Origin of the sequence: Kocuria sp. LUK (assembly GCF_021012935.1) — a bacterium.
GTDB lineage: Bacteria > Actinomycetota > Actinomycetes > Actinomycetales > Micrococcaceae > Kocuria > Kocuria flava.
Map to the genome: position 1 here is coordinate 371646 of NZ_JAJMZI010000002.1, position 26274 is coordinate 397919.

Here is a 26274-nt window from a genome sequence, read left to right on the forward strand (position 1 = left end):
GGTGATCCTTCCGTGGGTGGTGCGTGCTTCGGGTGTGGAGTGGTCCGCGCCGGGCGGCGCCGGACCGGCAGGGGTGGTCTGTCGGGGGAGCGCTCAGTGCTCCAGGGGCTTGCCGCCGGTCTCCCGGGAGAGGGCGACGGCGACGAAGGACACGGCCGCGGCGGCCATCAGGTACCAGGCCGGGGCGAGGTTCGTGGCGAAGGCGGAGATCAGCAGCGTCGCCATGAAGGGCGCGGTGCCGCCGAAGACGGCGTTGGCGAGGTTGAAGCTCACGGCGAAGCCGGTGTAGCGGATGCGGGTCGGGAACAGCTCGGCCAGGAAGCTCGGCAGCGTGCCGTCGTTGAGGGTCAGCATCGCCCCCAGCAGCACCTGGACGGCCAGCACGGCCAGGAACGTCCCGGACTCCAGGACCATGAACGCCGGCACGGTCAGCACGACGAAGCTCACGGACGCGGCCATGAGCATCCGCTTGCGGCCGAAGCGGTCGGAGGCCAGGCCGGTGAGGAAGATGAAGCCGACGTAGGACAGCAGCGCCATCGAGGTGGCCAGGAACGACTCGGTCCTCCCGAGCCCGATCTCCTCGGAGAGGTAGGTCGGCATGTAGCTCAGCAGCACGTAGAAGCCCACGGCGTTGAGCAGCACCGCGCCGACGGCGCGCAGCAGGGCGCCCCAGTGGTTGCGGAACATGTCCCGGACCGGGGCCTGGATGACCTCGTCCTCCTCGGTGAGCTCCTGGAACGCGGGGGTGTCCTCGAGCTTGGTGCGGATGTAGCGGCCGATCAGGCCCATGGGCGCCGCGAGCAGGAAGGGGATGCGCCAGCCCCAGCTGCTGAGCTGGTCGTCGGAGAGCAGCGCGGTGAGCCCGGCCACGAACAGGGAGCCGAAGAGCAGGCCGGTGGCCGTGGAGGCCGGGACCACGGCGGCGTAGAGGCCGCGGCGGTTGGCGGGGGCGTACTCGACGAGGAACGCCGAGGCCCCGGCGTACTCGCCGGCCGCGGAGAAGCCCTGCACGATGCGCACCACGAGCAGCAGCACCGGGGCGAAGATGCCGATGGTCGCGTAGCCCGGGATGAGGGCGATGCAGAACGTCGAGACGGACATGATGAGGATCGACAGGGACAGCGCGGTGCGCCGGCCGAGCTTGTCGCCCAGGTGTCCCCAGACGAAGCCGCCGAGCGGGCGGACGAAGAACGAGATCGCGAACAGGGCGAAGGTCGCCAGCAGGGCCGTCTGCGGGTCCGACTCGGGGAAGAAGACCACGGCGATGGTCGCGGCCAGGTACCCGTAGATCGCGTAGTCGAACCACTCGACGAAGTTGCCGATGAAGCTCGCGGCCACCACGCGGCGGCGGACCGAGGGATCCGGGGCGCCGGGGGCCGGCGGGCTCGCCGGCACGGCCTGGGCCGCAGCGGCGGCGGCGTCGGAGGGGTGGGACATCTCATCTCCCTGGGGTGGTGTGTTGCATCTTCTGCAACAGCGTTGCCTCAATGTAGGGAGTGATCCGGCTCACGGTCAATGGGTTCCGCGTTAATTCGTGTCAATCCTCGGTAACGGTCTGCAACACAGTTGCTCCAAACCGTGGGGCGACGGCATGCGCGAGCGCTGCCGCAACCAGCAGGAGGCGCGTCAGAGGACCTTGCGCACCTGCTCCTCGAAGTCGCGGATGTGCTCGAGCATGATCGTGGCAGCCTCCTCGTCGCGGCCCTCGAGCACTGCGGTGAGCAGGGCGGTGTGCACCGCGATGTGCTCCTGCAGCTGCGGGATGCGGTCGGCGGCCACGCACCAGATGCGGGTGGCCAGGTTGCCGTAGCGGGTCAGGGTCGTCTCCAGGTGGGCGTTGCCCGCGGCGGCGTAGACGGCGCGGTGGATGGCCACGTCCCAGCGCAGCGTGTCCTCGCGCTCCTCCGCCGCCGGCTGCTCGAGCTGGTCCCGCAGCCGCAGCAGGCGCTCGCGGGCGGCGCCCCCGTGCCGCTCGGCGGCCAGGCGGGCGGCCAGCGGCTCCAGGACCTCGCGCACCTGCGAGATCTCGGACAGGGCGGTGATGTCCACGGTGGTCGCGAAGGTCCCCCGGCGGGGGTAGGTGACCACGAGGTGCTCCGACTCCAGGCGCTTGAGGGCCTCGCGCAGGGGCGTGCGCCCCACGCCCATCTCCTCGCTGAGGCGGGCCTCGTTGAGCGGGCTGCCCGGTGGGATGTCGAGCAGGATCAGCCGGTCCTGCAGCCGGAGGAAGGCCTGGTCGGCCAGGGACCGTCCGCCCTCCGTGGCGTCGTCGTGCTGCAGCAGCATGCGGGGAACCCTTTCCTGCGGCGGGGATGACGGTGCTGTGACGGGTGTTCGGACCTCCCGGAAAAAAGTGCTTGACCCCGAGTGGCCCTGCTCACATACTAAGGGTCAACAACTGATATATCAGTTGCACACCGCAGACATCCCAGGAGGTCACATGACCGTGCACGAGGAGTCCCCTCTGTACCAGCCGCTGGCCGAGAGCGATCCCGAGATCGCCGCCGCCGTCGATGCCGAGCTGCGCCGCCAGCAGTCCACGCTCGAGATGATCGCCTCCGAGAACTTCGCCCCGAGCGCGGTCATGGAGGCCCAGGGCTCCGTGCTGACCAACAAGTACGCGGAGGGCTACCCCGGCCGGCGCTACTACGGCGGCTGCGAGCACGTCGACGTGGTCGAGCAGCTCGCGATCGACCGCCTCAAGGCGCTCTTCGGCGCCGAGCACGCCAACGTCCAGCCCCACTCCGGGGCCCAGGCCAACGCCGCCGCGATGTTCGCGCTGCTGGACCCGGGGGACACGATCCTCGGCCTGGACCTCGCCCACGGCGGGCACCTCACCCACGGCATGAAGCTCAACTACTCCGGCAAGCTCTACCGTGTGGTGGCCTACGGCGTCTCCCCGGAGGACCACCGGATCGACATGGCCGAGGTGGAGCGCCTCGCCCTGGAGCACCGGCCCCGCATGATCGTCGCCGGCTGGTCCGCCTACACCCGTCAGCTGGACTTCGCCGAGTTCCGGCGCATCGCCGACGCGGTCGGCGCCTGGCTCATGGTCGACATGGCCCACTTCGCCGGGCTCGTCGCCGCCGGGCTGCACCCGAACCCCGTGCCCCACGCCCACGTGGTGACCTCCACGACCCACAAGACCCTCGGCGGCCCCCGCGGCGGCGTGATCCTCACGACCCAGGAGCTGGCGAAGAAGATCAACTCCGCGGTCTTCCCCGGCCAGCAGGGCGGCCCGCTCGAGCACGTGATCGCCGCCAAGGCCGTGGCCTTCAAGCACGCCGCCGGCGAGGAGTTCCGCGACCGCCAGCGGCGCACCCTCGAGGGCGCCCGCCTGCTCGCCGAGCGCCTGCTCGCCCCGGACGTGCTGGCCGCCGGCATCGACCTGGTCAGCGGCGGCACCGACGTGCACCTGGTCCTCGTGGACCTGCGCGACTCCGAGCTGGACGGCAAGCAGGCCGAGGACCGGCTGCACTCGATCGGGATCACCGTCAACCGCAACGCGGTGCCCTTCGACCCGCGCCCGCCGATGGTCTCCTCCGGGCTGCGCATCGGCACCCCGGCCCTGGCCACCCGCGGCTTCGGGCCCGAGGAGTTCGCCGAGGTCGCCGACATCATCGCCGAGGCCCTCGTGCGCGAGCCCGAGCCGGCGCACACCGAGCGGCTGCGCGAGCGCGTCACCGCCCTGACCGAGCGCTTCCCGCTCTACCCGAACCTGTCCGCCCCCGTCCTGAACGGAGCCCTCTGATGGCCGATCTCCTGCCGGAGCACCCGGACTTCCTGTGGCACAACCCCGACCCCAAGCCCTCCTACGACGCCGTGATCGTCGGCGGCGGCGGGCACGGGCTGGCCACCGCCTACTACCTGGCCAAGAACCACGGCATGACCAACATCGCCGTGCTCGAGCGCGGCTGGCTCGCCGGCGGCAACATGGCCCGCAACACCACGATCATCCGCTCGAACTACCTGTGGGACGAGTCCGCCGGGATCTACGAGCACTCCCTGAAGCTGTGGGAGCAGATGGAGGACGAGCTCGACTACAACGTCTTCTTCTCCCAGCGCGGCGTGATGAACCTGGCGCACACCCTCCAGGACGTGCGCGAGAGCGTGCGCCGGGTCAACGCCAACCGCCTCAACGGCGTGGACGCCGAGTGGATCGACCCGCAGCAGGTCAAGGAGCTGTGCCCGATCATCAACATCGGGGACGACATCCGCTACCCGGTGATGGGCGCGACCTATCAGCCGCGCGCCGGCATCGCCAAGCACGACTGGGTCGCCTGGGCCTACGCCCGGGCCTGCGACCGCATGGGCGTGGACATCATCCAGAACTGCGAGGTCACCGGGTTCGTCAAGGACGGCGAGCGCGTGGTCGCCGTCGAGACCTCCCGCGGGACGATCCGCACGGGCAAGGTCGGCCTCGCCGCCGCCGGGCACTCCTCGGTGCTCGCCGAGCTCGCCGGGTTCCGCCTGCCCATCCAGTCCCACCCGCTGCAGGCCCTGGTCTCGGAGCTGCACGAGACGGTCCACCCGACCGTGGTGATGTCCAACCACGTGCACGTCTACGTCTCCCAGGCGCACAAGGGCGAGCTCGTGATGGGCGCCGGCGTGGACGCCTACAACGGCTACGGCCAGCGCGGGTCCTTCCACGTGATCGAGCAGCAGATGGCCGCCGCCGTCGAGCTGTTCCCGATCTTCGCCCGGGCCCACGTCCTGCGCACCTGGGGCGGGATCGTCGACGTCACCCTCGACGCCTCCCCGGTGGTCTCCAAGACCCCGGTGGACCAGATGTACGTCAACTGCGGCTGGGGCACCGGCGGCTTCAAGGGCACGCCCGGGGCCGGCTACACCTTCGCCCACACCATCGCCAACGACGAGCCGCACCCGCTCAACGCCCCCTTCAGCCTCGAGCGGTTCGAGACGGGCGTCCTCATCGACGAGCACGGCGCCGCCGCCGTGGCGCACTAGCGGACCAGGAGAGAGAGACCATGCTGCTCATCGAGTGCCCCTACTGCGGGCCGCGCAACGAGACCGAGTACCACTACGGCGGCGAAGCACACGTCGCCTACCCCGAGGACCCCTCGGCCCTGTCCGACAAGGAGTGGGCGGAGTACCTCTTCTACCGCAACAACCCCAAGGGCCTGCTCAAGGAGCGCTGGGCGCACAGCACCGGCTGCCGCCGGTGGTTCAACGTCGTGCGCGACACCGCCACCTACGAGATCCAGGCCGTCTACCGGATGGGCGAGACCGCCCCGCAGAACGGAGGTGTCCGATGACCACCCAGCCCCAGCGCCTGTCCGCGGAGCGCAGCCCCGCCCACGGCATCGACCGCTCGGCCACCGTGCGCTTCAGCATCGACGGCCAGGAGCTCACCGGTCACCCCGGTGACACCCTCGCCTCGGCCCTGCTGGCCGCCGGCCGGCTCTCCTGCGCCGACTCGATGTACCTCGGCCGCCCGCGCGGGATCATGGCCGCCGGCGTCGAGGAGCCCAACGCCCTCGTGAAGGTCGCCGCCCGCACCTCCGCCGACGTCGACGAGTCGATGCTGCCGGCCCCGGCCGTGGAGCTCACCGACGGCCTGTCCGCCACGTGGCTGCGCGGCATGGGTCAGCTCGACCCCCGGGAGGACCGGGCCGTCTACGACCACAAGCACGTGCACACCGACGTGCTCGTCGTCGGCGCCGGGCCCGCCGGCCTGGCCGCCGCCCGCGAGGCCGCCCGCTCCGGGGCCCGCGTGCTGGTGATGGACGAGCAGCCCGTGGCCGGCGGGTCCCTGCTCGCCGGCCGGGACCAGCGCATCGACGGCGAGGACGCCGTCGCGTGGACCCGGACGGTCGTCGCCGAGCTCGAGGACGCCTCCGAGGTCACCGTCCTGGCCCGCACCACGGCGATCGGCAGCTACGACAGCAACTACATCGTGGCCGTCCAGCGGCGCACCGACCACCTCGGCGGCGCCCCCGCCGAGGGCGTCTCCCGCGAGCGGATCTGGCACGTGCGCGCCCGCCAGCTCGTGCTGGCCACCGGCGCCCACGAGCGCCCGATCGTGTTCGAGAACAACGACCGGCCGGGGATCATGCTCGCCGGCGCCGTGCGCGCCTACCTCAACCGCTGGGGCGTGGCCGCAGGGTCCGAGGTCGTCGTGGCCACCACCAACGACTCCGCCTACGACGTGGTCGCCGACCTCGCCGCCGCCGGGGTGGGCGTGGCCGCCGTGGTCGACTCCCGGCCTCGGCTCGAGGGTCGGGCGGCCGAGCTCGCCGCCGCGGCCGGGGTGCGCGTGCTCACCGGCAGCGCCGTGGTCGACACCCTCGGCGAGGGCGCGGGGGGCCGCGTCAGCGGCGTCGTCGTCGCTCCGCTCGACGACGACGGGCAGCCCGCCGGCCCCGCCGAGACCCTGCCGGCCGACCTGCTGGCCGTCTCCGGCGGGTGGACCCCCGTGGTGCACCTGCACAGCCAGCGGCAGGGCAAGCTGATCTGGGACGAGCGCCTCGCCGCGTTCGTGCCCGCCGCCCCGGTGGCCGGCCAGCACACCGCCGGGTCGGTCAACGGCACCACGGACCTGTCCTGGTGCCTCACCGAGGGCGCGCTCGCCGGCGCCGAGGCCGCCCGCCGGGCCGGCTTCCAGGTCCAGCCCTCCGCCCCCGAGGCGGAGAGCGTCGAGTCCGCCCCGGTGCGGCCCCTGTGGCTCGTGCCCGCCCGCGAGGGCGAGCCGGCCGAGTGGCGGAACTCCTTCGTGGACCTGCAGCGCGACCAGACCGTGGCCGACGTGCTGCGCTCGGTCGGGGCGGGGATGCGCTCGGTGGAGCACGTCAAGCGCTACACCTCGATCTCCACGGCCAACGACCAGGGCAAGACCTCGGGGGTCAACGCCATCGGCGTGATCGCCGCGGCGCTGAACACCCAGGACGTCGGCGGGATCGGCACCACCACCTACCGCGCCCCCTACACCCCGGTGGCCTTCGCCGCCCTCGCGGGCCGGCAGCGCGGGGAGCTGTTCGCCCCCGCCCGCCGCACCCCGATGCACGAGTGGCACGAGGCGCACGGGGCCCTGTTCGAGGACGTCGGGGAGTGGAAGCGCCCCTGGTACTACCCGCAGCCGGGCGAGGACATGGACGCGGCCGTGCTGCGCGAGTGCGCCGCGGCGCGCGAGTCGGTGGGCTTCATGGACGCGACCACCCTCGGCAAGATCGAGATCCGGGGCAAGGACGCCGGCGAGTTCCTCAACCGCGTCTACACCAACGCGTTCAAGAAGCTCAAGCCCGGCATGGGCCGCTACGGCGTGATGTGCACGCCCGACGGCATGGTCTTCGACGACGGCGTGACCCTGCGCCTGGACGAGGACCGGTACCTGATGACCACCACCACGGGCGGGGCCGCCAAGGTCCTCGAGTGGCTCGAGGAGTGGTCGCAGACCGAGTGGCCCGAGCTGGACGTGGTCATGACCTCCGTGACCGAGCAGTGGGCGACCATCGCCGTCGTCGGCCCGAGGTCCCGGGACGTCGTCGCGGAGCTGGCCCCGGACCTGGACGTCTCCCAGGACGCCTTCCCGTTCATGGCCTTCCGCGAGACCGTGCTGGCCTCCGGGGTCCCCGCGCGGATCTGCCGGATCTCCTTCTCCGGGGAGCTGGCCTTCGAGATCAACGTGGCCGGCTGGTACGGGCTGCGCACCTGGGAGGACGTCGCCGCCGCCGGCGAGAAGTTCGGCATCACCCCGTACGGCACGGAGACGATGCACGTGCTGCGCGCCGAGAAGGCCTTCCCGATCGTCGGGCAGGACACGGACGGCACCGTCACCCCGCAGGACCTCGGCATGGAGTGGGTGGTGTCCAAGACCAAGGACTTCATCGGCAAGCGCTCCTACTCCCGGCCCTCCGCGACCAGCGAGGACCGCAAGCAGCTCGTGGCGGTCCTGCCGGCCGACCCGCAGTTCCGGCTGCCGGAGGGCGCCCAGCTGATCACCGCGGGCACCCCCGTCACCCCGGAGGAGGGGCCCGTGCCGATGGAGGGCCACGTGACCTCCAGCTACCGCAGCGCCGCCCTGGGCCGGACCTTCGGCCTGGCCCTGGTGAAGAACGGCCGCAACCGCATCGGCGAGACGCTCCAGGCCCCGCTCGACGGGCGGCTGGTCGACGTCGTCCTCGCCGAACCCGTCCTCTACGACCCCGAAGGGAACCGCCGAGATGGCTGAGCAGCTGATGACCGACGACGCCACCGACCTCACGACCCTGCGCCGCAGCCCGCTGGCCCACCTGGCCGGGGCGATGGCGGAGCGGACCGTGACGGGCGAGCGGGGCGTGGCCCTGCGCGAGGTGCCGTTCCTGACGATGGTGGGGCTGCGGCTCGTGCCCGGCACGGACTCCGCCTCGACCGTCACGGACCTGACCGGCCTGCCCCTGCCGGGCGGCCACGGGGAGGTCACCGGCGACCCGGCGACCACCGCCGTGCTGTGGCTGGGCCCGGACGAGTTCCTGCTCGTGGGCCCCGACGAGACGGTCGTGCCCGCCGGGCTCACCGGGGGCGCCGAGCGCGAGCCCGGGGCCCTGCCGAGCCTGTCCACCGCCCCGGCGGCCGTGCGCCTGTCCGAGGCGCTGGCCGGGGCCGGGGTGCCGGGGCAGGTCGTGGACCTCTCCGCCAACCGCACCACGCTCGAGCTCTCGGGCCCCTCGGCGCGGGAGGTCCTCGAGAAGGGCTGCCCGATGGACCTGCACCCGCGGGCCTTCGCGGCCGGCACCGCCGTGGCCACGACCCTGGGCCCGGTCCAGGTCCTGCTGTGGCGCACCGGGGAGCAGGAGTGGCGGGTTCTGCCGCGCGCCTCCTTCGCGGACTACACGGCCCGCTGGCTGCTGGACGCCATGACCGAGTTCGCGGCTCCGCAGGTGCCCTGATGGCCCTCAGCGTCCTCGACCTGTTCTCCGTCGGCATCGGGCCCTCCTCCTCCCACACGGTGGGCCCGATGCGGGCGGCCCGGCGCTTCGCCGAGGGCCTGCGGGCCGACGGCCTGCTCGAGCAGGTGGCCCGCGTGAAGTCCGAGCTCTACGGCTCCCTCGGCGCCACCGGGTGGGGCCACGGCTCGGACAAGGCGGTGGTCCTGGGCCTGCTCGGGGAGGACCCCGAGACGGTCGACACGGACACCGCCGACGACACGGTGCGCACCACCGGCGAGCGCGGCGAGCTGCTGCTCGCCGGGGTGCGCCCCGTGCCCTTCGACCGGTCCGGGGACGTGGTGCTGCACCGGCGCAAGTCCCTGCCGGCCCACCCCAACGGGATGACCTTCCGGGCCCTGGGCGCGGACGGGCAGGTGCTGCGCGAGCGAACCTACTACTCCGTGGGCGGCGGCTTCGTGGTGGACGAGCAGGCCGCCGGCGCGGACCGGGTGGTGGCGGACGCCACGGTGGTGCCCCACCCGTTCCGCTCCGGGGCCGAGCTGCTGGCGGTCTGCCGCCGGGAGGGGCTGAGCATCGCCGAGGTGATGCTCGCCAACGAGCGGGCTTGGCGCCCCGACGAGCAGACGCGCGAGGCGCTGCTGCGGATCTGGGCCGTGATGCAGGAGTGCGTGGAGAACGGGTGCACCCGCCCGGAGCCCACGCTGCCCGGCGGGCTGAAGGTCCGCCGCCGGGCCCCCGCCCTGCGCGCCCGGCTGCAGGAGCTCGAGGCGGCCGCCGCCGCGGCGCCGGGGCGGGTCGACGACCCGCTGCGGGCCATGGAGTGGGTCAACCTCTTCGCGCTGGCGGTCAACGAGGAGAACGCCTCCGGCGGGCGGATCGTGACGGCCCCGACCAACGGGGCCGCCGGGATCATCCCGGCCGTGCTGCACTACTGGGCGCGCTTCGTCCCCGGGGCCGACGACGACGGCGTGGTGCGGTTCCTGCTCACCGCCGGCGCCATCGGCATCCTCATCAAGGAGAACGCCTCGATCTCCGGGGCCGAGGTCGGCTGCCAGGGCGAGGTCGGCTCGGCCTGCTCGATGGCCGCCGCCGGGCTGTGCGCGGTCTTGGGCGGGACCCCCGAGCAGGTCGAGAACGCCGCCGAGGTCGGCATCGAGCACAACCTCGGGCTGACCTGCGACCCGGTGGGCGGGCTCGTGCAGATCCCGTGCATCGAGCGCAACGCCATCGCCTCCGTCAAGGCCGTCAACGCCGCACGGCTGGCCCTGCAGGGCGACGGCGAGCACAAGGTCTCCCTCGACCAGGCCGTGAAGACCATGCGGGAGACCGGCAAGGACATGAAGATCAAGTACAAGGAGACCTCTCGTGGTGGACTCGCCGTCAACGTCGTCGAATGCTGATCCGCGCCCGCAGGGGGAGGCCGTGCTGACCGCGCCGGCCACCACCGAGCTGGTCCTGACCCTGGACTGCCCCGAGCGGCCGGGGATCGTGCACGCCGTCAGCGGCGTGCTGCTCGAGCACGGCTGCACGATCGTGGAACTGACCCAGTTCGACGACCGCCGCTTCGGGCACTTCTTCATGCGCGTGCACGTGGCCCCGGCCACCGGGGAGGGCCTCGACGCCGACGCCCTGCGCGCCGACCTCACCCCGGTGGCCGAGCGCTTCGGGATGCGCTGGGAGCTCAACGAGCACGGCGCCAAGCGGCGCGTGCTCGTGATGGTCTCCAAGTTCGGCCACTGCCTCAACGACCTGCTCTTCCGCGCCCGCACCGGGGAGCTGCCGGTGGACATCGTCGCGGTGGTCTCGAACCACCGCGACCACCAGCGCCTCGTGGAGTGGCACGGCATCCCGTTCTTCCACGTGCCCGTCACCCCGGACACCAAGCCCCAGGCCGAGTCGCGGCTGCTGGAGCTCGTGGACCGCTTCGAGGTGGACCTCGTGGTCCTGGCCCGGTACATGCAGGTGCTCAGCGACTCGCTGGCCACCCGGATGGAGGGGCGGGTGATCAACATCCACCACTCGTTCCTGCCGTCCTTCAAGGGCGCCAAGCCCTACCACCAGGCCTACGAGCGCGGGGTGAAGACCGTGGGCGCCACGGCCCACTACGTCAACGCCGAGCTGGACGAGGGCCCGATCATCGCCCAGCAGGTCGTGGAGGTGGACCACACCTACGGACCCGAGGACCTCGTGGCCGCCGGCCGGGACACCGAGTGCAAGGCGCTGTCCAACGCGGTGAAGTGGCACTGCGAGGGCCGGGTGGTCCTGCACGGCAACCGCACGGTCGTCCTGCGCTGAACGCCGCCCCGGGCAGGGCGCGGCGGAGGGCCGGCGGGGAGCTCTCCCCGCCGGCCCTCCGCGCGTGCCGGGGCCGTTGCGGGTCCGGCGGTGCGGGGGAGAGGCGTCCGCCCGGAGCCGGACGGTGCGGGGCGCGCGGTGCCTCCCGCGGAGCCGGGCGGTGCCGGGCGCACGGCGACGCCCCCGGGGAGCCGGGGGGCGTCGTGGCGGTGCGGGTCAGCGGCCGGTGCGCTGCTGCGGGCGGGGACACCGGCCCGCCGCGACGGTGCGGCCGGGGACGCGGCCGGCGCTCACCGGGCGGCTCCGGCCGTCCCGGTCCGCTCCGCCGCGGCCGTGCCGCTGCGGGCGATCTCGACCACGGAGCGCAGCACCGCGCCGGTCCGCATCCTCGCGAAGGCCTCGTCGACGTCCTCGAGGCCGATCCGCTCGGTGACGAAGCCGTCGAGGTCGAGCCGGCCCAGCAGGTACTGGTCCACGAGCATGGGGAAGTCCCGCGAGGGCAGGGTGTCGCCGTACCAGGCGGACTTGATGGCCCCGCCGTGGCCGAAGACCTGGTCCAGGGGGGCCTCCCAGGTGGTGCCCGGGGCCGGGACCCCGACCAGGACCAGGCGCCCGGCCAGGTCGCGGGCCTCGAAGGCCTGGGCGAAGGTCGGGGCGATCCCCACCGCGTCGATCACCAGGTCGGCGCCGTGCCCGCCGGTGAGCTCCCGGATCGCGGCCACCGGATCCTCCCGGCGGGAGTTGACCGTGTGGGTGGCCCCGAACCGCCGGGCCGTGTCCAGCTTGTCGTCGTCGAGGTCCACGGCGACGATCGTGGTGGCCCCGCCCAGGGCGGCCCCGGCGACCGCGGCCGCACCGACTCCGCCGCAGCCGATCACGGCCACGGACTCCCCGCGCCGGAGGGCCCCGGTGTTGAGGACCGCGCCGATGCCGGCCATGACCCCGCAGCCGAGCAGGCCCACGGCCGCGTACTGCTCCGGGGCCAGCTCGGCGTCGACCTTCGTGCACTGCCCGGCGGCCACGAGGGTCTTCTCGGCGAAGGCGCCGATGCCCAGGGCGGGGGCCAGCTCGGTGCCGTCCTCGAGGGTCATCTTCTGGGTGGCGTTGTGGGTGTCGAAGCAGTACCAGGGCTCGCCCTTGCGGCAGGCCCGGCACTGTCCGCACACAGCCCGCCAGTTGAGGATCACGTGGTCGCCCACGGCGACCTCCGTGACGCCCTCGCCGACGGCCGAGACGACGCCCGCGGACTCGTGGCCCAGCAGGAACGGGTAGTCGTCGCCGACCCCGCCCTCGACGTAGTGGTGGTCGGTCTGGCACACCCCGCACGTGAGCACGTCGACCAGCACCTCTCCCGGTCCCGGATCCGGGACCAGGATCGTCTCCACGCTGACCGGCTGGTTCCTGCCCGTGGACACCACGCCCTTGACCTTGTGCATGCGCTGTCCTGCCTTTCGTCGTCGTCGGCGCCGGGGCCGGCGCCGTTCGAGGAGGTTCGGTGCTCCCGGGGATCCCCGGGCTCCCCGGGGCCCGGGACGGTGCGGCCGCGGCCGGGGCGACGGGCGCCCCGGCCGCGGAGTCCTCAGCCGCGGATGCGCTCCATGCCGGGGTCCACGAGCGGCTCGGCCGAGACCGTGGCCGGGACCCGCTCGCAGTGGTAGAGGATCTCCACGGCGTCGCCCTCGGCGACCCCGGGCGGCAGCCAGGCGTAGGCGATCGGCCGGCCGACGGTGTAGCCCCACGCGGCGCTGGTGACGTAGCCGGCGGGGACCCCGTCCACGAGCACGGGCTCCTTGCCGAGCACCACGGTGCGGCCGTCGTCCACCGTCAGGCAGCGCAGCCGGCGCCGGGCCGGGGGATCGGCCGCGACCGCCGCCGAGCCCACGAACTCGCCCTTGTCCTTCTTCACGGCGAAGTCCAGCCCGGCCTCCACGGGGGTGTGCTCGGTGGTCATGTCCGTGCCCCACGCGCGGTAGCCCTTCTCCAGGCGCAGGCTGTTGAACGCGGCCCGCCCCGCAGGGACGATCCCGTGCTCCCGGCCCGCCTCGGCCAGCAGGTCCCACAGCTTCGGGCCCTGGTCGGCGGTGGTGTAGAGCTCCCAGCCGAGCTCGCCCACGTAGGACAGCCGCATCGCGGTGACCCGCAGCCCGCCCACCCGGATCTGCTTGGTGCGGAAGTACTTCAGGCCGTCGTTGCTGAGGTCGTCCCGGGAGACCTTCGCCATGACCTCGCGGGCCTTCGGGCCCCACAGGCCGATGCAGCAGGTCTCGGCGGTGATGTCCCGCACCCGCACCCAGGCGGTGGGGTCCTCGGTGCTCTGCCGCTTCGCCTCGGCGGAGAGGTGGGCGACGTCCACGGCGCCGTTGACGCCGGCCTGGAACAGCTCCTCGTCCAGCCGTGCCACCGTGATGTCGCTGCGGATCCCGCCCTTCCCGTCCAGCAGGAGGCAGTAGGTCACGGCTCCGGGCCTGCGCAGGACGTTGCCGGTGCTCAGCCGCTGCAGCAGGGCGGCGGCGCCGGGGCCCTCGACCGTGACGCGCGTGAGCGGGGTCATGTCGTACATCGCCACGGCGGTGCGGGTCCTCCAGGCCTCGACGGCCGCGATCGGGGAGTGGTACCGCGCGGCCCAGTCCTCCCGCTCGGGCTCGCGCCACTGCTCGGGCAGCTCGTCCAGCAGCGCGGCGTTGGACTCGTACCAGTGGGGCCGCTCCCAGGCGTGGCCCTCCAGGAAGAAGGCGCCCAGCTCGCGCTCCCGGGAGTGGAACGGGCTGACCCGCAGGTCGCGGGGGGACTCCCGGGGCTGGAGGGGGTGGAGGACGTCGTAGATCTCCACGAAGTTCTGCTTGCCGGTCTCCTCGACGTACTCGCGGGACAGCTGCACGTCCTCGAAGCGGGTGGCCTCGCAGCCGTGCAGGTCCGTCTCGGAGGTGCCCTCCACGAGCAGCTCGGCCACGGCCCTGGCCACGCCGGAGGAGTGGGTGACCCACACGGCCTCGGCGACCCAGAAGCCCGCGAGGTCCGGGGACTCGCCGATGAGGGGACCGCCGTCCGGGGTGAAGGAGAAGATCCCGTTGAACCCCTCGGCCACCTCGCTGCCGCGCAGGGACGGCAGGAAGCGCCGGCTCTCCTCCCACTGCGGGGCGAAGTCCTCGGGCGTGAACTCCAGCCGGGACGGCATCCGGTCGTGGGCGATGTCCCGGGGCGCCCAGCGGGGGAGCTCCTCGAGGTCCACCGGGATCGGGCGGTGGGCGTAGGAGCCGATGCCGATCCGGTCGCCCCACTCCCGGTAGTACAGGTCGGCGTCCTGGTGCCGCAGGATCGGCAGGGTGGCCCCGTTCGGGGCGTCGTGCCTGCCGACGAGCTCCGGGACGGCGGAGGTGAAGACGTACTGGTGGGCCAGGGGCTGGAGGGGGCAGGGCATGCCGGCCAGCTCGCCGATCGCCGGTCCCCAGAAGCCCGCGCAGGAGACGACGACGTCGGCCGGCACCGTCGACCCGTCGGCGACGGTCACCCCGGTCACGCGGCCGTTGGCCCGCTCGATGCCGGTGACGGTCGTCTCCGCCCGGTAGGTCACCCCGGCCCGGGCGGTGCGCTCGACGAGCACCTGCACGGCCCGGGCGGCGAGGGCCAGCCCGTCCGTCGGCACGTGGTAGCCGCCGAGGACCATCTCGGGGTTCACCAGCGGGTGCTGCTCCAGGACCTCCTCGGGGGTGAGCAGCCGGCCCGGCAGGCCCCACGACGCCGCCCAGCCCACCTTGCGCTTGAGCTCCTCCAGCCGTTCGGGAGTGGTGGCCACCTCGAGGCCGCCGACCTGGTTGAAGCAGCCCAGGGAGAGGAGCTTCTCCACCGTGTACGTCGCGAACCGGGTCATCGTGCGCGAGGGGTTCGTCTGGTAGACGAGCCCCGGCGCGTGCGAGGTCGAGCCGCCGGGCAGGGGCAGCGGCCCCTGCTCGAGGACGGTGATGTCGGTCCAGCCGCGCTGGACCAGCTCGTCGGCGAGGTTCGTGCCGACGATCCCGGCTCCGATGACGACGACGCGGGGGGTGGTGCTCATGGGCGGTCCTCCTGACCTGTGGGTGCCGGGCGTGGTTCAGCTCGGCCGGGACTCGTGGCCGTGGACCGTGAGGCCGGGCGGCAGGTTCGGGGCCTCCTCGGACTCCCGGACCACGATGTCGCCGTCGACCACGCTCACCTCGTGGACCCGCACGGGCAGCTTCGCCGGCGGGGCGTCGACGGCGCCGGTGCGCAGGTCGAACTTCGAGGCGTGCAGCGGGCACTCCACCTCGCAGCCCTCCACCCAGCCGTCGGCGAGCGAGGCGTCCTGGTGGGTGCACGTGTCGTCGATCGCGAACAGCTCGCCCTCCTCGGTGTGGAACACGGCAATGGGCGGCGTCGTCTCGAGCCGCAGCGCCTCGCCGGGTGCGAGGTCCTTCAGGGGACAGGCCTTGTGCATCCGAACGGATCCTTTCCTGGGGAGCGGCCGTGCCGTGCCGGGTGTTCCGACCCGGCCGCATCGGCCTCACGATGAGCAACGAGTGTTGCGATGCGCAACATCGTGGGGACCGTTTCCGCGTCGTGTCAAGGATTGCGCCGTTCTCCCGGGGTGTCGCCGGGTCACACGGGCGCGCGGTGTGAAATCCGTGTGTCGAATTCCCGGAACCTCTTGACGGCGGGGGTGGGGAGGCTCACGCTGTTCCTCACATCACGCATCGCGTTGCACGTGACGCACACGCGGATGGAGCGGCGGGATCCCCGCCGCGCCCCCGACCACCTGCACCAGACACCCGAAAGGGGTCCCCCATGGAGTCCCTCGTCATCGTCGGGGCGTCCCTCGCCGGCCTCGCCGCCGCCCGGGCCGCACGGAACCACGGATACACCGGCCGCCTCACCGTCGTGGGCGACGACCCGCAGCGCCCCTACGACCGCCCCCCGCTGTCCAAGGACTTCCTCGCCGGCCGGATCGGCGCGGAGGACCTCGCGCTGGAGACGGAGGCCGACGACCTCGACGCCGAGTGGGTCCTGGGGGTGCGGGCGGTCTCCTTCGACGCCGTCACCCGCACCGTCGTGCTCGACGACGGCCGGCTGCTGCACGCCGAGGGCCTCGTGGTCGCGACCGGCGCCTCGCCCCGGTCGCTGCCGCCGATCGCCGGCCTGGACAACGTCGTGACCCTGCGCACCGTCGCGGACGCGCACCGGCTGCGGGAGCTGCTGGCCCCGGGCCGGCGGCTGGTCGTGGTCGGCGCCGGGTTCATCGGCGCGGAGGTCGCCTCCACGGCCCACGAGCTGGGGCTCGAGGTCACCGTGGTCGAGAAGTCGCCCACCCCGCTGTGCGGGCCCCTCGGGGCCGAGCTCGGCGCGGTCGTGGCCGGCCTGCACGAGCGCGCGGGCGTCGAGCTGCTCTGCGGCACCGACATCGAGCGCTTCGAGGTCGCCGGGGGCGCCGTGCGCGCGGTCCACCTGGCCGGCGGGCGGCCGCTGCCGGCCGACGTCGTGGTCGTCGGCATCGGCGCGGCGCCCAACACCGCCTGGCTGGAGGGCTCCGGGGTCGAGCTCGGCAACGGCGTGCTGTGCGACGCGGTGGGCCGCACCGGTGTCCCCGGCGTCGTCGCCGTCGGCGACTGCGCCGCCTGGTACGACCCCGCCACGGGCACCCACCGCCGGGTCGAGCACTGGACCGGCGCCGCCGAGCGTCCGGCGATCGCCGTCGGCGCGCTGCTCGGGGCCGATCCGGCGGGGCTGCCGGCGGTGAAGCCGCCGTACTTCTGGTCCGACCAGTACGGCACCCGCCTGCAGTTCGCCGGGGACGCCGCCCGCGGGGACCGCGTCGTCTACGAGCAGGGCGGGCCCGGCGAGGACTCCCTGCTGGCCGTCTACTACGCCGGCGACGAGCCGGTCGCCGTGCTCGGCTGGAACCAGGTGCGGCTGTTCTGCCGCTGGCGCAAGACCCTCGAGAAGCTCGCCGCCGCCCGCGCGGCCGCCGCGGCGGCTCCCGCCGTGGCCGCCTGACCCCGACCCGCCCGTCCCGATACCGTCCGCCCGCGCGGCGGAGCACCGTCCCGACCCTCAGGAGCACGACCTTGTCGACCACCGTCATCTCCGACAGCCTCATCGCCACCCTGCCCGGTTCCAGCTACGTCGACGAGGAGGTCTTCCGCGCCGAGCAGGAGCGGATCCTCGAGCAGATGTGGTTCTGCGCCGTGCGCGCCTCGGACCTGGACAAGCCCGGGGCCTTCCGCACCGTGCAGGTGGGCCGGGAGTCGATCATCATCACCCGCAACCGCAAGCACGGGATCCGGGCGTTCTACAACGTCTGCCGCCACCGCGGCGTGAAGCTGTGCATGGAGCAGACGGGCGAGGCCGGCCGCTCCTTCCAGTGCCCCTACCACGCGTGGACCTACGACTTCGACGGCAAGCTGATCGCGGCCCCCAACCTCACGAAGATGCCCGACATCGACCGTCAGGAGTACGGGCTGGTGGGGGTGCCGGTGCGGGAGTACCTCGGTTACGTGTGGGTGTGCCTGGCCGACGAGCCCCCGTCCTTCGAGGAGGACGTGGTGGGCGCGATCCAGGAGCGGCTCGGGGACGCGACCGCGATCGAGGGCTACGACGTCGCCCACCTGTCCGTGGGCCGGCGGATCACCTACGACGTCAAGGCGAACTGGAAGCTCATCATCGAGAACTTCATGGAGTGCTACCACTGCGCCACCATCCACCCCGAGCTCACCGAGGTGCTGCCCGAGTTCGCCGACGGGCTGGCCGCGCAGTACTTCGTGGGCCACGGCGCGGAGTTCGGCGAGGAGGTCCAGGGCTTCACGATCGACGGCACCGAGGGCCTCGAGCGGATCCCCGGGGTCGCCGAGGACCAGGACCGGCGCTACTACGCGATCACCATCAAGCCCACGGTGTTCGTCAACCTCGTGCCCGACCACGTGATCGTCCACCGCATGTTCCCTCTCGCCGCGGACCGCACGGTCGTGGAGTGCGACTGGCTCTACCTGCCCTCGGTGGTCGAGTCCGGCAAGGACGTCTCCGCCTCGGTCGAGCTCTTCCACCGGGTCAACCAGCAGGACTTCGACGCCTGCGAGCGCTGCCAGCCCGCCATGAGCTCCAAGGTCTACGCCAAGGGCGGGGTGCTGGTGCCCAGCGAGCACCACATCGGCGCGTTCCACGACTGGATCCTGACGAAGGTCGGGGACGTCCTCGAGCGGCGCACCGCACCCGCGGCCCAGGAGGTGCAGGCGTGAGCGGCGACGGCGGCCGGCAGGACCCGGCCCGCCCCGCCGACGCCCCGGCGCCGCCGGAGGAGCCGGAGGTGCGCCCGCCCGTGGACGACACCACGCACCTGCACGAGACGGAGGCCCAGGAGGCGGCGATCCTCGACGAGCTCAGGGTCGGGGTCGCCGAGCGCCGCACCTCGGTGCGCGCCGGGTCGGAGGGTCTGGACCGCACCATCCTCGTGGTCACCGGCGCCCTCGTGGTCGGCTTCGTGCTGTGGGGCTTCCTCGGCACGGAGTCCCTGTCCGCCGCGTCCTCGGCCGCGCTGGCGTGGGTGCTCGAGAGCACCGGCTGGGTCTTCGTGCTGCTGGCCTCGCTGTTCGTCGCCTTCGTGCTGTGGTTGGCGCTGGGCCGGTTCGGGGCCATCCCGCTGGGCAAGGACGGGGAGCGCCCGGAGTTCCGCACGGCCTCGTGGATTTCCATGATGTTCGCGTGCGGGATGGGCATCGGCCTGATGTTCTACGGCGTCGCCGAGCCGCTCTACCACTACGTCTCCCCGCCGCCGGCCACGGTGGACGGTCAGAGCGCCGAGGCGATCGAGACGGCCATGGCCACCTCGCTGTTCCACTGGACCCTGCACCCGTGGGCGATGTACGCGGTGCTCGGGATCGCCATCGCCTACGGCACGTTCCGGATGGGGCGCAAGAACCTGCTCTCGGAGGCGTTCGTGTCCCTGTTCGGGCGCCGGGCGGTCGACGGGATCGGGGGCAGGCTCATCAACATCCTCGCGATCTTCGCGACCCTCTTCGGCTCCGCGGCCTCGCTGGGGCTGGGGGCGCTGCAGATCGGCAGCGGCCTGCAGTTCAACGGCGTGGTCGGGCAGGTGGCGACCCCGCTGCTGGTGCTGATCATCGCGGTGCTGACCTTCTGCTTCGTGGCCTCCGCGGTCTCGGGGATCGAGCGCGGCATCCAGTTCCTGGCCAACACCAACATGGTGCTCGCCGTGCTCATGGCCGTGGTGGTCTTCGCGGTCGGGCCGACCCTGTTCGTCCTCAACCTGGTGCCCACGGCGATCGGCTCGTACTTCCAGCAGCTGCCGGAGATGGCCGCCCGCACCGAGGCCGCCGGGGACGCGTCGATGCGCGAGTGGCTCTCCGGGTGGACCGTCTTCTACTGGGCCTGGTGGATCTCGTGGACGCCCTTCGTGGGGATGTTCATCGCCCGCATCTCCCGCGGGCGCACCATCCGCCAGTTCGTCACCGGCGTGCTGCTCGTGCCCTCCCTGGTGTCCCTGCTGTGGTTCGCCGTCTTCGGCGGCACCGCGATCGACATCCAGCGCCGGGCCGACGCCACGCCCGACCCGGGGGACGGGATCGCCACGGTCGTGGACGGGGTGCCCACCATCTCCTTCGACGGCGCGATCTACGACATGTTCACCGGACTGGACGCTCCGCAGGCGCTGACGACCGGGCTGGCGGTGCTGGCCATGGTCCTCACCGGCATCTTCTTCGTCACCGGGGCGGACTCCGCCTCCATCGTCATGGGCTCGCTCAGCTCCCGGGGCAGCCTCGAGCCCTCGCGCCCCGTCGTCGTCCTCTGGGGCGTGCTCATGGGCGCGGTGGCCGCGGTGATGCTGCTGGCCGGCGGGGACACCCCCGCCGAGGCCCTGGGCGGGCTGCAGCGGATGACGATCGTGGCCGCGCTGCCGTTCGTGCTCGTGATGGCCCTGCTGTGCGTGGCCCTGGTCCGGGACCTGCGGCGGGACCCGATGTGGCTGCGCCAGCGCCTGTCCGAGTCGGTGATGAACCGGGCGGTGCGCACCGCGGTCGACGAGTACGGCCACCAGCGCTTCACCCTGGTCACCCGGGAGAGCGCCGACCCGCCCACGGGGCAGCTGCGGGCGGTCGACGCCACCGCCGCCGGGCAGCCGATCTACGCCGCCCCGAACGGGAAGGACCGGCCCCGGAGCACGGGACGGACCCCGGAGCGGACCTGAGCCCCGTGACGGCCGTGGATAGCATGGGGGTCATGCCCCCTCATGCGCACGCCTCCTCCGACCCTGCCGACGCCACGACCGAGCGCAGCGGCGGGGAAGGAGGAGGCGGCGGCGTCCAGTCCGTGGACCGGGCGATCTCGGTCCTGGAGATCCTCGCCCGCACGGGCGGGTCGAGCGTGACCGAGGTGGCCGCGGAGCTGGGGGTGCACAAGTCCACCGCCTCCCGGCTGCTCGCCGCGCTGGAGGCCCGGGGCCTCGTCCACCACGCCGCCGACCGCGGCCAGTACCGGCTCGGCTTCGGGATCCTGCGCCTGGCCCACGCGATCCCCGGGCGGCTGAGCGTGGTCACCGAGGCCCGCGACGAGATCCGCGAGCTGGCCAGGACGGTCTCGGAGACCGTCAACCTGGCGGTGCTGCGCGAGGGCCACGCCGTCAACGTCGGCCAGGAGATGGGCCCGTCCACGGTCTCCACCTACGACTGGATCGGGAGCATCACCCCGCTGCACGCCACGGCCTCCGGCAAGGTGCTGCTCGCGGGGCTGCCCTCCGAGGACCGGGCCCGGGTGCTCAAGGAGCAGGGCCTGCGCTCCTACACCGCCCGCACGGTCACCTCCCGCAAGGCCCTGGAGCGGCAGCTGCTGGACGTCGCGGCGCAGGGCTACGCGGCCACGTCCGAGGAGTTCGAGATCGGCCTCAACTCCGTGGCCGTGCCCGTGCGCGACCACCTCGGCACCGTGGTCGCGGCCATCAGCGTCTCCGGCCCCGCCTTCCGCTTCTCCGACGGGACGATGGAGGCGGTGCTCGAGGACCTGCGCGCGACCGGGGAGCGGGTGAGCCGGCGGATGGGCTGGGTGCCGGCGGACGGGACCGCCCCGCGCGGCTGACCGGCCGCACCGGGGCCCGCCGCTACCCTGGGCCCATGACCGTGGAGCTGGACGAGCAGGGCACCGTCACCGCCGGGGGCCGCCCCGTGGACTGGGCCACCGCCTACCACTGGGCCGTGGACTCGCCCGAGACCATCACCGACCTCGTGCACGACACCAGGGCGTTCGTCACCGTCCTCGCCGAGGCCGAGCACGCGGATCCCGAGGAGCAGGCCGCGGCCGTGCCCCGCGCCTTCGCCGCCGGCCGGCCCCGCCGCCCCGGGGCCACCTGGGCGGACGGGCAGCCGCAGGGCCCGGGCCCCAACGCCGTCGAGGCCCCCGGGGACGAGCGGGTCCCCGACGGGGCGCGCGGGGCGGGGACCCCGGACGGCGCCGGCACCGCGGCGGGCCGTCCCGCCGGGGCGCCCGTTCCCGGGGCGGGGACCCCGGCGGACGACGACGGCGCCCCCGCCGGAACCGCCGCCCCCGGTCGGACCGCGGAGCAGGCGGACGCGGAGCGTCCGTGAGCGCCGGCCGGCGCGGGCTCCCGCCGGGGCCTACGCCGGGTTCTTGATCCCGAGCAGCTGCTCGAGCACCGTGGCCGGCTCCACCGGCCGGACCCGCACGCTCACCGCGCCCATCCCGTGCAGCGCCGCCAGCGTCCCGATCCCGCGCCGCAGCTCCGCCAGGTCCCGGGCGGAGCGGTGCCGGTCGTAGGCGCGCGCGGTGGCGACGGCCCAGGCGTGGTGGTCCGAGCCCGGCCCGGTGGGCGCTGCGCGGTCCCGGAAGTCGGCCGGGACGTCCCCCTCCCGCACCGCGAGCATCGTCAGGTCGAACACCGTGTCCGGGGCCGGGGCGAGCACCACCTCCGTCACCGGCTCCCCGGAGGGGTCCTGCGCGGGTCCGGCGGCGGCGACCAGGCCCCACCGGCAGGCGTAGTCGCCGAGGGCCTCGCAGAAGGCGCGCGGCACGGTCTCCGCGCAGGTGGAGAACTCAAGGGTCGTGGGCAACGGGCGGTCCTCGGGTCGGGTGCGGTGGGTGTCCGGGTGCCGGTCGGGCGGCCCCGGCCCGGGCGGTGCGCCGGGGTCGGGCAGGACACTGCAGGTCACACTATCCGAATGCCGGACGGCGCACTTGACACGGGGTCTGCGTCGCGATCCGTTTCTGTCGGCTCTTCGGGGGACAGGGCCGGTCGGGGCCGGGGCCGGTCGGTGCAGGAGCGGTTCGAGCAGTGTCCCGCCGGCCACGAGGAGCCCCGCCGGCCCCGGCCGGCGGACCCGGCGGGGCTCCCAGGGTGCTCACGGCCGGCGCTGCTAGCTTCTGTGCTTCCCGCGGTCCGAGAGCCGGGCCGCCGCACGAGTGAGATACGGAGATCATGAGCGCCCTCTGCGACGCACCCTGTGACAGACCCGGGCCTTCGGGCCGTGCAGATGTGACGGGGTGGTGGGGCTGATGGAAGTCCTGTCGATCCTCGTGGGGGTGTCGCTGATCGCCGCCTGCGGCGCCTTCGTGGCCGCCGAGTTCTCCCTGATCACCGTCAACCGCAACGACGTCGAGGCCGCCGCCGCGACCGGGGACCGCCGGTCGGCGGGCGTGCTGACGGCGATGCGGACCCTCTCCACCCAGCTCTCCGGCGCCCAGCTGGGCATCACCGTGACGAACCTGGGCATCGGCTTCCTGGCCGAACCGGCCGTCGCCGCGCTCGTCGTGGGACCGCTCACCGGTGCCGGGCTGTCCCCGGTGGCGGCGCGGTCGGCCTCGATCGTGCTCGCCCTCGTGCTGGCCACCGGGCTGACCATGATCTTCGGCGAGCTCGTGCCCAAGAACCTGGCCATCGCCCGGCCGCTGGGCACCGCCCGGGCGGTCACCGGTTTCCAGCGCGGCTTCACCACGGCCCTGGACTGGCCGATCCGCCTGTTCAACGGCAACGCCAACCGCATCGTGCGGGCCCTGGGCGTCGAGCCGCAGGAGGAGCTGGCCTCCACCCGCTCCCCGGAGGAGCTCGCCGGGCTCGTGCGCCACTCCGCCGACCGGGGCGCGCTGGCCGCGGCCACGGCCGAGCTCGTGGAGCGCTCCTTCGCCTTCGGCGACCGGCGCGCCCACGACGTCATGGTCCCGCGGGGCCGGATGGTCACGCTCGCCCCGGACGAGACCGTCCAGGAGCTGCTGGCCCGCGCCCGCGCCACCGGCCACTCCCGCTTCCCCGTGGTCGCGGCGGAGGAGGGCCGTGTGGCCGGGGTGGTGCACGTGCGCCACGGTCTCGCGGTACCCCACGAGCGGCGCCACGAGGTGGCCGTCGGCACGGTCATGGGCGAGGCCCGGTTCGTGCCGGACACGGTCGAGCTGGACGAGCTCATGGACACCCTGCGGGCCGGCGGCCTGCAGATGGCGGTGCTGGTCGACGAGTTCGGCGACACCGCCGGGCTGGTCACCCTGGAAGACCTCGTGGAGGAGCTCGTCGGCGAGGTCCGCGACGAGCACGACCCCGTCGTCGAGCCCGTCACGGCGGAGGCCGACGGCTCCTGGGACCTGCCCGGGGCCCTGCGCCCCGACGAGGCGGCCGAGCACCTGGGGGTGGGCGTGCCCGAGCACGAGGAGTACGAGACCCTGGCCGGGCTCGTGACCCTGCACCTGGGCCGCCTCGCCGAGGTCGGCGACCGGGTGGCCGTGGCCGCCGAGCCCGCCCCCGGAGAGCCGCCGGCCACGATCGGCCTCGAGGTGACGGCCGTCGACGCGCACCGCATCACCGCGGTGCGTGTGCACATCGAGTCCCCCCAGGACGACGGCGCCGCCGTCGCCGCGCACGCCGAGGGGGCCCGGCGATGAGCGAGCTGACCGGACTGGTCCTGACCGTGGTGCTGCTGGGCGCCAACGCCTTCTTCGTCGGTGCGGAGTTCGCCCTGATCTCCGCCCGCCGGACGGTCGTCGAGCCCAAGGCCCTCGCCGGGTCCTGGGCCGCACGGGTCACCCTGGGCGCGATGGAGAACGTCTCGATGATGATGGCCGGCGCGCAGCTGGGCATCACCATCTGCTCGCTGGCCCTGGGCTGGATCAGCGAACCGGCCGTCGCGCACCTGCTGGAGGTGCCCTTCGCCGCGATCGGCGTCCCCGAGGCGCTGCTGCACCCCGTCGCCTTCGCGATCGCCCTGTCCCTGGTGACCTACCTGCACGTGGTCTTCGGGGAGATGGTGCCCAAGAACATCGCCCTGGCCGGCCCGGAGCGGATGGCCGTGGTCCTCGGACCCGTCCTCGTCGGCGTGGTCACCGTGCTGCGCCCGCTGCTGTGGCTGCTCAACGGGGTGGCCAACACGATCCTGCGGCTGCTGAGGGTGGAGCCCAAGGACGAGGTCACCTCCGTGTTCACCCGCGACGAGGTCGCCGCCCTGGTCGAGGAGTCCCGCCAGGGCGGGCTGCTGGAGGCCAACGACGAGCGGCTGCTGCTCGGCGCGCTGACCTTCGAGGAGCGCAGCGTGGCCGGGATCGTCATCCCCCTCCCGGAGGTCACCGTCCTGCCCGCCGGGACCACCCCGGCCCAGGCCGAGACCGTGGCCGCGGGCGGGTTCTCCCGCTTCCCGGTCCTCGACGTCTTCGGCGAGCCGGCCGGCTACGTCCACGTCAAGGACCTGCTGGAGCTCGACGCCCGGGTGCGGGACGCCCCGATCGATCCGCTCCTGATCCGGCGGCTGCCGGAGATCGGCCGGGAGGTGCCCCTGCGCCGCGCCCTGGCGCTGATGCAGCACTCCGGGGCGCACCTGGGCCTCGTGCTCGGGCCGGAGGGCAGGGCCGAGGGGATCGTGACCCTCGAGGACGTGCTCGAGGAGCTCGTCGGCCAGATCCGCGACGACAGCCGACGGCTGCGCGTGCGCTGACCCGGCACCGCCCGCGTCCGTGCCGGCCCTCCGCGGGGAGGGCCGGGACGGACGCGCTCCGGCGGCCGCGGGGACCGTGTGCCCTGCGTCTCTGCAATTGACAACGATTCTCAAAGACGTGAGAATCGTTCGCATGAAACGATCCCCGCTCCTCGCGCTGTCCGCGCTGACCGCCCTCCTGCTCTCCTCCTGCGCCGCCCCGTCGGAGGAGACCGCGGCCGGCGGGGAGGACGGGGGGACGCTCAGCGTGCTCGCCTCCTTCTACCCGCTGCAGTACGTGACCGAGCGCGTGGGCGGCGAGCAGGTCCGGGTGGAGTCGATGACCCCGGCCGGGGCCGAGCCCCACGACCTCGAGCTGTCCCCGGCGGCCGTCGACCGGGTGCGCACCGCCGACGCGGTGGTCTACCTCTCCGGCTTCCAGCCGGCCGTCGACGACGCCGTGGCCCAGGCCGCCCCCGAGCACGCGCTCGACGCCGCCCACGCCGGCATCGAGGGCGAGGCGGCCCACGCCGCGGAGGAGCACGCCGCCGCGGAGGAGGACCACAGCGCCGAGGCCCACGAGGCGTCCGGGGCCGAGGAGAGCCACGCCGGGGAGGACGGGGCCGACGGCGGCCACGGCCACGGCGCCCAGGACCCGCACTTCTGGCTGGACCCGCAGCGGCTGGCGGCCGTCGCCGTCGAGGTCGCCCACGAACTCGGCGAGGCCGACCCGGACAACGCCGCGCTCTACGAGCGCAACGCCGAGGAGCTGACCGGTGAGCTCGAGGCCCTGGACCAGGAGTTCTCCTCCGGCCTGGAGACCTGCGAGCGGCGCACCGTCGTCGTCGCCCACGAGGCCTACGGGTACCTCACGGACGCGTACGACCTCGAGCAGGTCTCCGTCGCCGGGCTCGAGCCCGACACCGAGCCCTCCCCGGCGCGACTGGCCGAGATCGGGAAGGTCGTCGAGGAGGAGGGCGTGACCACGGTCTTCGCCGAGTCCGAGGTGGACACCGGCGTCGCCGAGGCCCTCGCCGCCGAGCACGGCGTGGAGACCGCCGTCCTCGACCCCGTCGAGACCCAGGCCGACGAGAGCGCCGACTACCAGCAGGTGATGCGCGCCAACCTCGGGGCCCTGCGCGCCGCACTGGGCTGCTGAGCCCGTGCCCGAGGAG

Annotated in this window: 21 protein-coding genes; 15 read left to right on the plus strand and 6 right to left on the minus strand. The window is 73.5% G+C overall.

Going from position 1 to position 26274, the window contains the following annotated elements:
• Positions 1–93: 93 nt before the first annotated feature.
• Positions 94–1437: an MFS transporter gene (locus LQU92_RS04495; RefSeq protein WP_230777704.1), complete on the minus strand. Its 1344-nt coding sequence runs from the start codon at positions 1435–1437 to the stop codon at positions 94–96.
• A gap of 189 nt (positions 1438–1626) precedes the next feature.
• Positions 1627–2286, minus strand: a complete 660-nt coding sequence (locus LQU92_RS04500; RefSeq protein ID WP_230777707.1) for a GntR family transcriptional regulator — start codon at positions 2284–2286, stop codon at positions 1627–1629.
• A 154-nt stretch (positions 2287–2440) separates the two neighbouring features.
• On the opposite strand from LQU92_RS04500, the gene glyA reads away from it, so the two are divergent.
• The 7 genes from glyA to purU are packed head-to-tail and all read left to right on the plus strand — an operon-like array spanning position 2441 to position 11180.
• Positions 2441–3751 carry a serine hydroxymethyltransferase gene (gene glyA / locus LQU92_RS04505; protein WP_230777710.1) on the plus strand — a complete coding sequence of 437 codons (1311 nt, stop codon included), beginning with the start codon at positions 2441–2443 and terminating at the stop codon, positions 3749–3751.
• Entirely contained in the window at positions 3751–4968 is a 1218-nt protein-coding gene (locus tag LQU92_RS04510) for a sarcosine oxidase subunit beta family protein (RefSeq protein ID WP_230777712.1), read from the plus strand. The genes glyA and LQU92_RS04510 overlap by 1 nt, the downstream gene beginning before the upstream one ends.
• 20 nt (positions 4969–4988) lie before the next feature.
• Complete coding sequence (locus tag LQU92_RS04515; protein ID WP_058857684.1) at positions 4989–5276, plus strand: sarcosine oxidase subunit delta; 288 nt, start codon at positions 4989–4991, stop codon at positions 5274–5276.
• Positions 5273–8188 carry a sarcosine oxidase subunit alpha family protein gene (locus LQU92_RS04520; protein WP_230777714.1) on the plus strand — a complete coding sequence of 972 codons (2916 nt, stop codon included), beginning with the start codon at positions 5273–5275 and terminating at the stop codon, positions 8186–8188. Before LQU92_RS04515 ends, LQU92_RS04520 begins: the two co-directional genes overlap by 4 nt.
• Positions 8181–8885 carry a sarcosine oxidase subunit gamma gene (locus LQU92_RS04525; RefSeq protein WP_230777716.1) on the plus strand — a complete coding sequence of 235 codons (705 nt, stop codon included), beginning with the start codon at positions 8181–8183 and terminating at the stop codon, positions 8883–8885. The genes LQU92_RS04520 and LQU92_RS04525 overlap by 8 nt, the downstream gene beginning before the upstream one ends.
• A complete protein-coding gene (locus LQU92_RS04530) occupies positions 8885–10285 on the plus strand; it encodes an L-serine ammonia-lyase (RefSeq protein ID WP_101851137.1) in 1401 nt (466 codons plus the stop codon). Before LQU92_RS04525 ends, LQU92_RS04530 begins: the two co-directional genes overlap by 1 nt.
• Before the next feature lie 22 nt (positions 10286–10307).
• Positions 10308–11180: a formyltetrahydrofolate deformylase gene (gene purU, locus LQU92_RS04535; protein WP_101851136.1), complete on the plus strand. Its 873-nt coding sequence runs from the start codon at positions 10308–10310 to the stop codon at positions 11178–11180.
• 290 nt (positions 11181–11470) lie between these two features.
• Here the strand turns inward: purU and LQU92_RS04540 are convergent, their stop codons facing one another.
• The 3 genes from LQU92_RS04540 to LQU92_RS04550 form a co-directional block, all read right to left on the minus strand.
• Positions 11471–12616, minus strand: a complete 1146-nt coding sequence (locus LQU92_RS04540; RefSeq protein WP_230777718.1) for an S-(hydroxymethyl)mycothiol dehydrogenase — start codon at positions 12614–12616, stop codon at positions 11471–11473.
• 143 nt (positions 12617–12759) lie between these two features.
• Complete coding sequence (locus LQU92_RS04545) at positions 12760–15231, minus strand: FAD-dependent oxidoreductase (RefSeq protein WP_230777720.1); 2472 nt, start codon at positions 15229–15231, stop codon at positions 12760–12762.
• 36 nt (positions 15232–15267) lie between these two features.
• Positions 15268–15630, minus strand: a complete 363-nt coding sequence (locus tag LQU92_RS04550) for a bifunctional 3-phenylpropionate/cinnamic acid dioxygenase ferredoxin subunit (protein WP_058857691.1) — start codon at positions 15628–15630, stop codon at positions 15268–15270.
• A gap of 347 nt (positions 15631–15977) precedes the next feature.
• Between LQU92_RS04550 and LQU92_RS04555 the strand changes: the two genes are divergently transcribed.
• From LQU92_RS04555 to LQU92_RS04575, 5 genes are all read left to right on the plus strand, one after another.
• Positions 15978–17183 carry an NAD(P)/FAD-dependent oxidoreductase gene (locus tag LQU92_RS04555; RefSeq protein WP_230777722.1) on the plus strand — a complete coding sequence of 402 codons (1206 nt, stop codon included), beginning with the start codon at positions 15978–15980 and terminating at the stop codon, positions 17181–17183.
• Between the two features lie 71 nt (positions 17184–17254).
• Positions 17255–18421: an aromatic ring-hydroxylating dioxygenase subunit alpha gene (locus tag LQU92_RS04560; protein WP_230777725.1), complete on the plus strand. Its 1167-nt coding sequence runs from the start codon at positions 17255–17257 to the stop codon at positions 18419–18421.
• Positions 18418–20388, plus strand: a complete 1971-nt coding sequence (locus LQU92_RS04565; protein ID WP_374229637.1) for a BCCT family transporter — start codon at positions 18418–18420, stop codon at positions 20386–20388. The genes LQU92_RS04560 and LQU92_RS04565 overlap by 4 nt, the downstream gene beginning before the upstream one ends.
• A gap of 32 nt (positions 20389–20420) precedes the next feature.
• Positions 20421–21272, plus strand: a complete 852-nt coding sequence (locus tag LQU92_RS04570; RefSeq protein ID WP_230777726.1) for an IclR family transcriptional regulator — start codon at positions 20421–20423, stop codon at positions 21270–21272.
• 35 nt (positions 21273–21307) lie between these two features.
• Positions 21308–21778: a hypothetical protein gene (locus LQU92_RS04575; protein ID WP_230777728.1), complete on the plus strand. Its 471-nt coding sequence runs from the start codon at positions 21308–21310 to the stop codon at positions 21776–21778.
• 30 nt (positions 21779–21808) lie between these two features.
• On the opposite strand, the gene LQU92_RS04580 is transcribed toward LQU92_RS04575, so the two are convergent.
• Positions 21809–22261 (minus strand): hypothetical protein, encoded by a 453-nt coding sequence (locus LQU92_RS04580; RefSeq protein ID WP_230777736.1) that lies wholly within the window; start codon positions 22259–22261, stop codon positions 21809–21811.
• Between the two features lie 442 nt (positions 22262–22703).
• On the opposite strand from LQU92_RS04580, the gene LQU92_RS04585 reads away from it, so the two are divergent.
• From LQU92_RS04585 to LQU92_RS04595, 3 genes are all read left to right on the plus strand, one after another.
• The gene (locus LQU92_RS04585) at positions 22704–24077 is read left to right on the plus strand and encodes a hemolysin family protein (RefSeq protein WP_230777737.1); all 1374 of its coding nucleotides are present in this window, start codon (positions 22704–22706) and stop codon (positions 24075–24077) included.
• Positions 24074–25120, plus strand: coding sequence for a hemolysin family protein (locus tag LQU92_RS04590; protein WP_230777738.1), 1047 nt, complete (start codon positions 24074–24076; stop codon positions 25118–25120). Before LQU92_RS04585 ends, LQU92_RS04590 begins: the two co-directional genes overlap by 4 nt.
• A 133-nt stretch (positions 25121–25253) precedes the next feature.
• Positions 25254–26258, plus strand: a complete 1005-nt coding sequence (locus tag LQU92_RS04595; protein WP_230777739.1) for a metal ABC transporter substrate-binding protein — start codon at positions 25254–25256, stop codon at positions 26256–26258.
• Positions 26259–26274 lie beyond the last annotated feature (16 nt).